The sequence below is a fragment of the Weizmannia acidilactici genome (genome assembly GCF_008974185.1).
Lineage (GTDB): Bacteria > Bacillota > Bacilli > Bacillales > Bacillaceae_C > Weizmannia > Weizmannia acidilactici.
Map to the genome: position 1 here is coordinate 14087 of NZ_BKZP01000028.1, position 12028 is coordinate 26114.

At 46.8% G+C, this 12028-nt stretch carries 14 protein-coding genes; 2 read left to right on the forward strand and 12 right to left on the reverse strand.

The genetic code is table 11. The annotated features are described in order from the left end of the window. The first annotated feature begins 139 nt into the window (after positions 1–139). Entirely contained in the window at positions 140–1177 is a 1038-nt protein-coding gene (locus tag BpJC4_RS11930; protein ID WP_151697950.1) for a PTS sugar transporter subunit IIC, read from the forward strand. Between the two features lie 45 nt (positions 1178–1222). Here BpJC4_RS11930 and BpJC4_RS11935 read toward each other — a convergent pair whose 3' ends face one another. Beyond that, positions 1223–1972, reverse strand: coding sequence for a polysaccharide deacetylase family protein (locus tag BpJC4_RS11935; RefSeq protein WP_151697951.1), 750 nt, complete (start codon positions 1970–1972; stop codon positions 1223–1225). Positions 1973–2105: 133 nt separating this feature from the next. Between BpJC4_RS11935 and BpJC4_RS11940 the strand changes: the two genes are divergently transcribed. Next, the gene (locus BpJC4_RS11940; protein WP_151680829.1) at positions 2106–3755 is read left to right on the forward strand and encodes a M20/M25/M40 family metallo-hydrolase; all 1650 of its coding nucleotides are present in this window, start codon (positions 2106–2108) and stop codon (positions 3753–3755) included. Positions 3756–3804: 49 nt separating this feature from the next. On the opposite strand, the gene BpJC4_RS11945 is transcribed toward BpJC4_RS11940, so the two are convergent. From BpJC4_RS11945 to BpJC4_RS11995, 11 genes are all read right to left on the reverse strand, one after another. Then, positions 3805–4242, reverse strand: coding sequence for a DUF5392 family protein (locus BpJC4_RS11945; protein WP_151680828.1), 438 nt, complete (start codon positions 4240–4242; stop codon positions 3805–3807). Then, complete coding sequence (locus BpJC4_RS11950; protein ID WP_151697952.1) at positions 4239–4997, reverse strand: GTP pyrophosphokinase; 759 nt, start codon at positions 4995–4997, stop codon at positions 4239–4241. Before BpJC4_RS11950 ends, BpJC4_RS11945 begins: the two co-directional genes overlap by 4 nt. Positions 4998–5201: 204 nt before the next feature. Further along, positions 5202–5864: an urease accessory protein UreH domain-containing protein gene (locus BpJC4_RS11955; protein ID WP_151680826.1), complete on the reverse strand. Its 663-nt coding sequence runs from the start codon at positions 5862–5864 to the stop codon at positions 5202–5204. A gap of 16 nt (positions 5865–5880) precedes the next feature. After that, positions 5881–6699 carry an urease accessory protein UreD gene (locus tag BpJC4_RS11960; RefSeq protein ID WP_151680825.1) on the reverse strand — a complete coding sequence of 273 codons (819 nt, stop codon included), beginning with the start codon at positions 6697–6699 and terminating at the stop codon, positions 5881–5883. Beyond that, positions 6696–7310 (reverse strand): urease accessory protein UreG, encoded by a 615-nt coding sequence (gene ureG / locus BpJC4_RS11965; RefSeq protein ID WP_151680824.1) that lies wholly within the window; start codon positions 7308–7310, stop codon positions 6696–6698. Before ureG ends, BpJC4_RS11960 begins: the two co-directional genes overlap by 4 nt. Before the next feature lie 24 nt (positions 7311–7334). After that, entirely contained in the window at positions 7335–8021 is a 687-nt protein-coding gene (locus tag BpJC4_RS11970; protein ID WP_151680823.1) for an urease accessory protein UreF, read from the reverse strand. Beyond that, a complete protein-coding gene (ureE, locus tag BpJC4_RS11975; RefSeq protein ID WP_151680822.1) occupies positions 8011–8460 on the reverse strand; it encodes an urease accessory protein UreE in 450 nt (149 codons plus the stop codon). The genes BpJC4_RS11970 and ureE overlap by 11 nt, the downstream gene beginning before the upstream one ends. A gap of 11 nt (positions 8461–8471) precedes the next feature. Beyond that, complete coding sequence (ureC, locus tag BpJC4_RS11980; RefSeq protein WP_151680821.1) at positions 8472–10181, reverse strand: urease subunit alpha; 1710 nt, start codon at positions 10179–10181, stop codon at positions 8472–8474. After that, positions 10178–10501, reverse strand: coding sequence for an urease subunit beta (locus tag BpJC4_RS11985; protein WP_151680820.1), 324 nt, complete (start codon positions 10499–10501; stop codon positions 10178–10180). The genes ureC and BpJC4_RS11985 overlap by 4 nt, the downstream gene beginning before the upstream one ends. A 15-nt stretch (positions 10502–10516) precedes the next feature. Beyond that, positions 10517–10819, reverse strand: a complete 303-nt coding sequence (locus tag BpJC4_RS11990) for an urease subunit gamma (RefSeq protein WP_151680819.1) — start codon at positions 10817–10819, stop codon at positions 10517–10519. 164 nt (positions 10820–10983) lie between these two features. After that, positions 10984–11982, reverse strand: coding sequence for a formamidase (locus BpJC4_RS11995; protein ID WP_151697953.1), 999 nt, complete (start codon positions 11980–11982; stop codon positions 10984–10986). Positions 11983–12028 lie beyond the last annotated feature (46 nt).

Genomic DNA, 12028 nt, shown 5'->3' on the forward strand with positions numbered 1-12028 from the left:
TATATACAAACATGCGGTAAAGCATTAAAAAAATCGTTGACTCTAGTCTGAATGTTTTGTATAATCAATCGCAAATAGACATGCGTTGACGCAAACTCCGCAGCACCAGCAGCGAAAGCAAAATGGGGGCTATCTTACAATGAAAGATTTCTTCAGCAAATTGTTAAACGGAATGAGCATCGGAATTGTCGTCTCTCTGATCCCAAATGCTTTACTCGGGGAAATTTTAAAGCTGATCATTCCGCATGCGCCTTATTTACAGCATGTGCTGGATGCGACCGTCATCATCATGAGCATGCTGCCTGTATTAATCGGCGTGATGGTGGGCATCACCTTTAACTTGACACCGATCCAAACCGCAAGCATCGGCATTGCCGCGGTGGTTGGAAGCGGCGCGATCCAAAAAACAGCAGACGGAATATTCGCCTTAAACGGGATCGGCATTGTAATTAACACCGGAATTACCGCCGCTTTGGCCGTATTATTCGTGAAATGGATCGGCACACGGCTGAAGGCTTATTCGATTCTGTTGATGCCGACTTTGAGCATATTGATACCGGGCATGATCGGGCTTGCCATCTTGCCGTATATTAAAGCGGCTACAGGCCTTGTCGGCGTCGGGGTGGCGAATGTAACAAGCATGCAGCCAATTGTGATGGGCGCCATTATTGCCGTCGTTTTCTGCCTGATCATTTTATCGCCGATCTCAACGGTCGGAGTAGCGACGGTCATCATGCTTTCCGGCGTCGGGTCGGGCGCTGCGAATCTCGGCATTTGCGCCGCGGGAGTCGGTCTTGCAATCGCCAGCTATAAAGCCAACTCGCTCGACACCGCCCTTGCCCATGTGCTCGGCTCGCCGAAAATCCAAATGCGGAATTTCTTTATGAAACCGAAAATTGCTTTTCCAATGCTGATTACGGCTGCCATTCTCGGCGCGCTGGCCGGGGTGTTCCATATCCAGGGCACACCGTACAGCGCAGGTTTCGGACTGTCCGGCTTAGTCGGCCCGCTCAATTTCATTCATTTGGCTGAAGGTGGCTGGACTGCCAAAAATATTGCCATTATGCTCAGCACTTTCTTTATTCTACCGGTCGTGCTGAATCTCGGGCTGATCTATGTTTTTTCAAGAAAACTAAAAATGATTAAGTCAGAAGATTACCGGCTCAATTTCGAATAAGCCGGAAAGCTGCAGATCCTGCACGGGCAAGCTGCAGCTTTATTTTTAATCGGACGGAAACAGCTGGAACTTTGGAATAATCGATTTGGCGCGGTACAGCATTTCCGAAACCGTAACACATTCATATCCTTCTTTTGTTAAAAATTTTAAAATCGTATCCAAAGCTTTTACCGTCTGGCTCCGGTCTCCCCCTGCATCATGAAGCAGAATAATATCCCCCGGCCGGACTGACGAAATAACATGCCGGGCAATCTTATCAGCTCCAGGCCTTTTCCAATCCTCCGTATCCTGGTGCCACGACCATAAAATCACTTCATAATTCCCTTTAATCGCTGTTTGGATGATCGTGTCATTGTAATACCCCCCAACAGGGCGGAACAGCGAAGGGCGGTACCCTGAGATGCTTTGGATCGTGTCGCTCGTTTGCGCCAGTTCTTTTGCCAATACCTTTTTGCCGGCAAACCGGGAGAAGTGGTGATACGTATGGTTTGCCACCTCATGTCCTTCCTCCACCTCGCGCTGAATGATATGCGGGTTTTCCTCGGCATGGGCACCGATCACAAAAAAAGTGGCCTTCGCATGGTATTTTTCAAGCGTATCCAGGATTTGCGGCGTATATACGGGATCCGGGCCGTCATCAAACGTGATCGCCACCATTTTTTCATCCGTTTTCAAATTCCAGAAAGCATGGCCCGTTTTTTCGAAATCATTTCTTGTTTTCCGCGCAGCTTTAGCCGGATGGACGCTTGATAAAATGATTAACAGTATAAATAGAATCCAGCAAAACCGCTTCATCACAATTCCCCTTCGTAAGGTTGTTGTGTTTATTATGCTCCCTCCCCGCCTTTTTCATCACGACAAGAAGACGCTTCGGCGTTACAATGGAAGAAGATAACGAATTTTTTACATAAGGAAGGGGTCTTTTAAAATGCTGCCTTGCCGTGAAAAAGTGCTTGCCTGGACAAACCGGCTCATGCAGATCGAAAGCATTGTCAATACAGAAGGGGAAAAGATAATTGCCCGAAAAATCTTCGGGTGGCTGTCGGATTTGCCATATTACAAAAAGCACCCGACGCATCTTATATTGCAGCGGACAACCGATGATAACCTGGAAAGGTACAATGTTTTTGCTCTTGTAAAAGGGAAAAAGAGAAAAAGCGGCCGGACTGTCATTCTGATGGGGCATACCGATACGGTCGGAACCGATGATTTTAACAGGCTGAAGTCTTATGCGTGCGACCCCGAGAAACTGATGGAAGCTTTGCAGGAGGAGCCGCTTCTGGATCAGGCTAAAAACCATTTGCAATCCGGGGGTTGGCTGTTCGGCAGGGGCATTCTGGATATGAAAAGCGGGCTTGCCTCCCATCTTTTCCTCATTCAATATTACGCAGAGCATCCGAAAGAACTGGCCGGAAATTTACTGTTATTGGCGGAGTGCGATGAAGAAGACGGATCACACGGGGTGTTAAGCGCGTTGGATACATTCCAAAAATTGAAAGAAGAACACGGACTTGCGTACATTGCGGCCATCAATGCTGATTTTGTCGCCCCGCGCTTTGAAGGCGACGAAAACCGCTACATTTACAAAGGGACAATCGGCAAACTGCTTCCTTCTTTTTATATTACCGGCGCGGAAACGCATGTAGGGGCTTGTTTTGAAGGCCTGGATCCGAATTTGATTGCAGCCGAGCTCACCAAACGGATCGATTACAACCCGGAGCTTTGCAACCGTGCCTTTGGGGAAACAACGATGCCGCCGGTGTCATTAAAACAAACCGATCTGAAGCCGTCCTACACGGTACAAACGGCGCTCGCCTCTTATGTTTACTATAATTTTTTCAGTTACTCTTGGTCGCCGAAAGAAGTACTGGAAAAATTAAAGAAAGTTGCTGCCGAAGCGTTTGAAGCGGCACTTGCAACATTTGAAAACAGAAAACGCCGGTTTGCGGAGATGAGTGGGGAGTGTTTCGGGAAGACCTCATGGAAACCGAGGGTGCTGTTATACGAAGAGATGGAGAATATTTTGATTGCCGAACACGGTTCTGCTTTTACAAGACATATGGAAGATTTTAAAGGATGGCTTTTGCGAAACAAGGAACTGGATACGCGCATGTTTGCAGCAAAAGCCGTGGAAGAAGCGTGGAAATGGATGGCAGACAAAAGCCCCGCCATCATCGTGTTTTATTCGTCGCTTTACTCGCCGCGCGTGGAACTTCCCGGAAAAAATGAAAAAGAACGGGCGTTGCTTAAGGCATTGGATGAAGCCGTGGCCGCCGTACAGCCGCACTACCCTCATCCGATCGTGACGCGAAACTTTTTCCCGTATATTTCTGATATGAGTTTCGTTGCCATCAGCGACAGTGCGGAAGAAATTGATGCAATGGCGAAAAATAACCCTGCCTGGGGAACGAAACTCTGCGTCGACTATGAAAAAATCCGAGCCTTAAATGTGCCGGTCATCAACATCGGGCCATACGGAATGGACGCCCATAAAAAACTCGAACGGATGGAAATGCATTATTCGTTGGAAATCGTCCCGAACCTGACAAATGAAGTGATCTTAAACCTGCTCGTATAAGCCGTGTAAAAAATCCGCACGCCTTCAATGGCTGTACGGATTTTTTATTTTAATAAGCATCCTTTCCACTGCCGTGCTCTTCTTCTAAAAAATGGATGAAATGAAGAAAAATATTGACAGGTTCATTTTGAATCAACGCAGTGTAACGTTTTTTCACCGTTTCGGGAACGATATCGCTTTTTTCAATCCGTTTCATCATATAGGAAAAGCTGAACTTCATAATCTCTTTCCTTAATATCCGCGACTCCTGCAGCAATGCCACGCCAAAGGCCCCGGCTGACGCACAAAAAACCAAAAGCGGAATTGACTGGTTCTGCTTTGGCAATACAATCAGCAATAAAAATAAATTGAGCGCCGCAACAAAAATGAGCGGTTTTGACCAAAACGCATATTGGTTAGCTTTTTTTAGTTTTGGCGCAATCATTTCGCCTAATTTTTCCATTTCAAACCGAATGAACCTTGGCATATCGTTCAAATTGATGATCAAATCGATCCCTTCCTATTCGTATCGTTTAAAGCCGCTTTAAAAAGCTCTTCTGGAATTTGCAGCATTTCTGAATCTATCACCAGCTGATGCGCGCTTTTTTCGCTGTTCCGCCTTTTAATTTCTTTCATCTCTTTTTGGATCTTTTCCATTTTCAAATCAAGCTGTGCCGCCTGCAGTGCCGCTTCCTTCAGTTCCTGCTTCAAATGGCGCGGCACATCCTGGTCATATTTATAATAAATTTTATGCTCCAGGCTTGCCCAAAAGTCCATGGCAATCGTGCGGATTTGGATTTCAACATACATCTGCTCTTCCCTGTCCGACATAAAAATCGGGATCTGGATAATCAAATGGAGGCTCTGATAGCCATTCGGCTTCGGATTTTTAATGTAGTCCTTGCATTCTATCAGTTTCACATCTTTTTGGTTTTGGATCATTCTGCTGATTTCATAAATGTCGGAAACAAATGAACACGTAATCCGGACACCGGCAATATCACGGATATTTTCCCGGATCGAATCAAGGGATAATTCATACCCTTTTCTGTACACTTTATTTAAAATGCTTTCCGGCGACTTTAACCGCGATTTTACATGTTCAATCGGATTATAGTCGTGAATGTATTGGAACTCCTCTTTTAAAATATTAATCTTCGTCATCACTTCATGGAGCGCGAACTTATATGACATTATAAACCGCGTCAGTTCCACTTTAACTTCTTTCATCTGTTCAAAATCTATCGGGATGGTGATTTCCATTTTTGTCTCTCCTTCAAAACGTCCGGATGCCTGCCAAGCAACTCCGATACCCCCATCTTAAATGCCGTGGTGCCATTTGTCAAAAAATCATAATCTGCTTTACTGTTGATGGTCGAGGGCATAATCCTGAGGCTGTCCGGATCACCAACATAACCAAAAATAAAAAACTCCCGCCTATTTTTCCAATAGGTTAGGAGTTTCTCGTCATCGACTCCACAGCTCTAATAATCCGTCTGTAACCATAAGCTTGTAAATATAATGCAGGCCAAAAAGGACGCTGATCACCCCGGTTGCCTGCACGAGCCGTTTATTTAAGGAGAGCCGGCCTGAACTGAAGGTAAACGGAATGCCGATCAGTGTTGTAAAGCAAAGCATCCCGAGTACTGTCCCCGCTCCAAAAAACAGGATATAAAGCATCCCCTGCCACAGCCCGTCCACGGTGCTCATCGTCAGCAGCACCATTGCCCCGCTTCCGGCAAGGCCATGAATTAAACCGATCAATAATGTTTTAAAATAAGAAAGTTTTTCGGATGCATGCGGATGGACATGGCCGGCTTCGTGCAATCGTTTTGCCGACAAGAAGGCAGATGCACCGAAATAAATAATCACCAGGCCGACGAGACACTCGAATGACAACGACCATTTTTCGGCCATTTCCGTTTTTAACAGCATAAGCGCGAGGCCAACAAGAAGCAGCATCGATGTATGCCCGATCCCCCAAAAGACACCGGCCAGCGATGATTTCCACCATTTTTTGCTGCGGCAGACAATCGTTGAAACGGCAATCAGATGGTCAGGCTCCAAAGCATGCTTCATCCCAAGCAAAAATCCCAATGCCAACACTGAAAACAAATCGATTGCATCCATCTTCTTCTCCTCTATTTTAATATTTCCGTAGAAACAGACTGTCTTTATGCAACAAAGTTTCTCTTGCAAACGTGCGGGCCGCTTCGATCAACCGTTCAACGGACCCGGTGCGATTCCCCAGCACTCTCAGCACCATTCCGTATCCCGGCGGCAGGATGGAAAGTCCGAACCGCAGACCGGCATCCATTCCCTCCAGCCTTTCATAAAGCGCATCCAGAAATTCTCGTCCGGCCAAAGGATGAACAGCCGTAAATGTGCCTAAGTGCGTAAACCCATCCATCTGCAGTATACCGCCAATATCGTGATCCGGCTCCAGACGCAAATGATCAAATAAAATGAGTTCCCCATCTATCCATACCTTCAGCTTTGAACGGATCCACCCGTAAGCAAAAAGGCTGCCGTCATGTGCCCATCCGGGGGTAATGATATCACTGTAAAAAAGGCTTGCCCCGCCTTCCATGTATACAGATGTTTCCTGTACAAACCGAGCGGCTTCATAAGCAATTAAAGGATCCTGCACATATTCGAGGACACTCCCGCTTTTTAAATGGATGGCCGTTTTTTGTGAAACCGGCCGCACAGGGGTTTTATAAACCTTCGTGGAAGACTGCGTTGCCACTGTTAGTGCCGCGCTTTCCTCCAGCTTTAACACCGTATAATAACTGTCTCCGTCGACATAACCGCCGCCGACATGGACCAAATACACTAGCGGCATCTCTTCATCCGTATAAATCGGGCGGCTCGCTCTAAAAGCCCCTTCCTGGTAGCACGAGGAAAGAACCGTTTTCTGCTGTTTTTTCACAACCTCAAGTTCAATTTTTCCGGTATAGCTCATGATTCCAAACCATGCAGCAGCGCGTTTTGCTTAATCCAGTCCACTACTTCCGCAAGCCCGATTTCTTCTTTTAAATTGGTAAAAATATTCGGCTTATCCCCTCTTGCCGCAATTGTATCCCGTTTCATGACTTCAAGATCTGCTCCGACATACGGGGCGAGATCGATCTTATTAATGATAAACAAATCCGATTTAATCATCCCCTGCCCGTTTTTTCTCGGAATTTTTTCCCCTTGGGCAACGTCGATGATATAAATGGAAAAATCGGCCAGTTCAGGGCTGAAAGTCGCCGCAAGATTATCCCCGCCGCTTTCAATAAAAATCAAATCCAAATCCGGGTGCCTTTCTTTCAACTCATCAATGGCTGTGAAATTCATGCTGGCATCTTCCCGGATCGCCGTGTGCGGGCAGCCTCCCGTTTCAACACCAATAATCCGATCTTTCGGCAGCACGCTGTGTTTTTCCAAAAACAAAGCGTCTTCTTTTGTATATATATCATTCGTAACAACGGCCATACTGAACTCTTCATACATTGCCCGCGTTAATTTTTCAACAAGCATCGTTTTGCCAGCACCAACCGGACCACCGATTCCAATCCGAACCGGTTCCATCGTACCAACCCCTTTTCTTGAAAATTAAGACATAAACAAACGTACATGCAGCCTTTCATGTTGCATCTGGGCAATCTCAAGCCCAGGGCAGGAAACTCCCAAATCTTCAGTCGAAAATTGTGAAATCACGGCAACCGCTTCGTTCATTTCAGGCTGAATGTTCGTTAAAATGCGCTGTCCGTCCGTCTGCCCGATCGGAATGCCGCGCACCGCATTTTGCACAAGTGCGGAAACCGCCGAAAACAAGTAAACGCCGATAACCGTTTCTTTCGGCACACGCATTTGGCATCCGACAAGCGCAAATACAATTGCCGGATGGCCGTGCAGCTTTTTTTCTTGCACCCCTTTTAAATAACCACTAAGCAGCGGTGAAGGATACAGCTCTGCGCACACTTTTGCCATCCGCTTCCCCATTCTGCAGCCGGCTTCCCGCGATTCCCTCGCCAAGCAAGAAGCAATTAAAAGCCGGTCAATTTCAGCCAAGGCATGATTGTCCTCTTTTTCCGCAGCTTCATACGCCAGCTTGCAGGCCAGACCATCAGTAAAAATAAGCTGTCTGCGGATGTAGAGGGAAATGGCTTTTTCCAAACTTTCCCTGTCCTGCAGCTGGTGCTTTTGGAAATAAGTTTCAAAACCAAGCGAGTGTGAAAAAGCCCCTGACGGAAAATTCGAATCGCAGAGCTGGAAAAGCGGATACCAGTTATGCATCATGGCGGTGCCCAATATGGCGGAATGCCTGCTTCATTTTCCGATTCTCGCGCCGGTACGGGATACCAAGCTGCTGAAGCAGTTCTTCCACCAGATAATCGTATTGGACAATCATGTCATTTCCTTCGAACTGGGCCGGCAAGTGCCGGTTCCCGAGTTGGTGGGCAATTTTCCCCATCTGCCGCATCGATTCCGGCATGATCGTCAGCACATCGTCTTCCAATACCGAGATCACGATCATATTTCGGCTGTCCATATACAAAATATCGCCGTCCCGCAATTCCCAGTTTTCTTTTAAGCGGATGCCTATTTCCCTGCCACGGTCCGTCACGACGCGCTTTACTCTTTTCAGCAGGTCATCGCTAGCCATATAAACACGTTCAATGTGCAGATCCGTATTTTCTATTCCCTCTATATTGCCAACCACTTTTTCAACGATCATTTCCTCTCACCTCAAAATAAAAAATAGCGCTGCGCCATCGGGACTGATTCAGTCGGCTCGCACGTCACCAGTTCCCCGTCCACTTTGACTTCATACGTTTGTGAGTCCACTTCAATTTTCGGCGTCTTGTCATTAAATGGCAGATCTTTTTTCGACAGTTTGCGGATGTTTTGGACCGGTTTTACCAGCTTCTTCAGCCCAAGTTCACGGTGGATGCCTTTTTCATAAGCAGCCTTTGATACAAACGTAAGGCATGTTTCATGCTTCGCTTTTCCAAAAGCGCCGAACATATTCCGGTACAAGACCGGCTGCGGCGTCGGGATGCTGGCATTCGGATCACCCATTGTACTATAGGTAATCATACCGCCTTTTAAAATGAGTTCCGGCTTGACGCCGAAAAACGCAGGATGCCACACAACCAGATCGGCAAACTTACCGACTTCAATGGAACCGACATATTCGGAAATTCCGTGGACAATTGCCGGGTTGATCGTGTATTTGGCGACATAACGTTTCACCCGGAAATTATCCCCGACACCTTTATCTTCCGGAAGCTTGCCGCGCTGTTTTTTCATTTTGTCGGCTGTCTGCCATGTGCGCATGATCACTTCTCCGACCCGGCCCATTGCCTGTGAATCGGAAGAAATCATGCTGAAAACGCCCATATCATGAAGAATATCTTCCGCCGCAATCGTTTCTTTGCGGATCCGGGAGTCGGCAAAAGCGATATCTTCCGGAATATTGGCATCCAGATGGTGGCAGACCATCAGCATATCCAAATGTTCTTCCAGCGTATTGACGGTAAAAGGTCGGGTCGGGTTGGTCGAGGACGGCAAAATATTCGGGTAACTTGCCGCCCTGATGATATCCGGCGCATGCCCGCCGCCCGCGCCTTCCGTATGGTATGTATGGATGACACGACCCCCGATCGCCGCTAACGTATCCTCAACAAAACCACCTTCATTCAGCGTATCCGTATGAATGGCAACCTGAACATCATAAGAGTCGGCAACTTTCAGGCAAGTATCAATCGCAGAAGCCGTTGACCCCCAGTCTTCATGCAGTTTCAAACCGATCGCCCCTGCTTCAATTTGTTCATTTAAAGGCGCTTCGGCAGAACAGTTGCCTTTGCCGAGAAAGCCGAGATTCATCGGAAAAGCTTCGGCAGACTCGAGCATGCGGTGGATATTCCAGGACCCCGGCGTACAAGTTGTGGCATTCGTCCCGGTTGCCGGCCCCGTCCCGCCCCCGATCATGGTCGTAATCCCAGAAGCAAGCGCCGTTTCAATTTGTTGTGGACTGATAAAATGAATATGCGCATCAATTCCACCGGCTGTCACAATCATCCCTTCCGCCGCAATGACCTCCGTCGATGCGCCGATTGTGATATCCACCCCGTCCATTAAAAGCGGGTTGCCAGCTTTGCCGATTGCGGATATGATCCCGTCTTTAATGCCGATATCCGCTTTATAAACGCCTGTATAATCGAGGATAATCGCATTCGTCAGGACAAGATCCGGGCATTCATCGCTTGCGGCATGCGGATGCTGTCCCATCCCGTCGCGGATCACCTTGCCACCGCCGAATTTCACTTCATCACCGTAAACGGTATAATCTTTTTCGATCTCGATAAAAAGCTCTGTATCTGCCAGCCTGACCGCATCACCGGTTGTCGGGCCAAAGATATCCACATATTGCCTGCGCGGCATGTAAAAACTCATGTTTTCCCCTCCTTTTTAAGCGGACCGTTTGTTTTATTGTTTAAGCCATAAACTTCCCTTTTCCCGGCAAACGCCACCAGTTCAACCTCTTTTTCATCCCCCGGTTCAAACCGGACAGCCGTTCCCGCCGGAATATTCAGGTGCATCCCATACGCCTTGGAGCGGTCCATTTCAAGGGCTTGATTAACTTCAAAAAAATGAAAATGCGAACCGACCTGCACCGGCCTGTCGCCGCGGTTCATAACCGAAAGCCTTACCGTTTTCCTGCCTGCATTGCACACAATCGGTTCATTTTTTAATATGTACTCGCCAGGAATCAAATCCCCCTGCCTCCTTTACCGGATCGGATTGTGGACTGTCACCAGTTTTGTGCCGTCCGGAAATGTCGCTTCCACTTGAATATCGGGAATCATTTCCGGCACACCTTCCATAACATCTTCTCTTTTTAAAATCGTGGCACCGTACTGCATCAGCTCCGCCACTGTTTTGCCGTCCCTTGCCCCTTCCAGCACTTCATATGTAATAATCGCGACAGCTTCCGGATAGTTCAACTTCAAGCCGCGTTTCTGCCGCCTTCTGGCAAGGTCCGCCGCCACCACAATCAGGAGCTTTTCAGTTTCTCTGGGGGTTAGTTTCAAAATATCTCCTCCTATGAACAAGCAAAATTGAATATGTAAGGTTTTCTTTCAACTTATGTTATATTTATTAACATAATCATACAATATTAATATATTTTCTTCAACATTAAATTTTCAGAATTACAGACAAAAGTACGCAAGGTTTTCCCTTGCGTACTTTGTCATTAACTTTTTACAGGATTTTTAGCCGGATAGCCATATATAGAACCGTCTTTGATTTTGATGTCATCTTCCCAAGGAAGTTTATACCGGTTCTCGGCCAGATCCCTTATATAAGTATACGGATTTTCTTTCACCCCGCCCGGCGTAGCCACATAACCTCTCGTTCCAAGGTTATAAATATTATTTTCAAGCCCCCAATCCAATCTTGCCTGATCTGCTAATTTTGGATAAATTTCAGCAGTAACAATTTCATATGGATTACGGTGGCCCTGTACCAATGTTGTTCCATCAAAATTACATACCTGGCCCTCGCCAAAATAATAGAAAATGCCGTCATAACCTGCAAGATTGACAGACAAAGTGTACATCAAATTATGCCAAGCATTAGACCGGTTCGTTAAAATCCACTGGTCGTTTACTTGCGTGCTGTAACCCGAAATCCGGATGAGCACATTTGCACCTTTGTAAGCAGCTTCCCTTGCGATTTCCGGAAACATGCCGTCATGGCAAATGCACACTGCAAGTTTGCTTCCACCCGGTCCGTCACATACTGGCATTCCAAGATTACCTGCCTGCCACGGTTCAATCGGTACCCACGGGTTCAGCTTTCTGTATTTCAAAATAATTTCACCTTTCGGGTCAATAATCACCGCCGTATTAAAAGGCGCATCCCCACCCGGATCTTTTTCCATAAGCGAAAACACACCATAGACACCCGCTTCCCTGCAAGCTTCCCCGAAAATATCCGTTTCCGGACCGGGTACTGAGCAAAGAAATTCATCCGTTGTCCATTTCTTCGTATTTAACCCTTGCGTACTGTATTCAGGGAATACAATTAACTCCACTCCAGGATAGCCAGCTTTTGTAGAATGGATCATTTTTACAATTTGCTGGATTTGCTTATCAATATTGCTTCGTGAATCTACTACCGGCACAGGATACTGAATCAATGCCGCCAAAAACCCTTCTGTCGGTTTTGTCATACTGCCAATGCTTCCCATGTACAATTCCTCCTCTTACATGAAAAATATTTTTGATAGATAAACA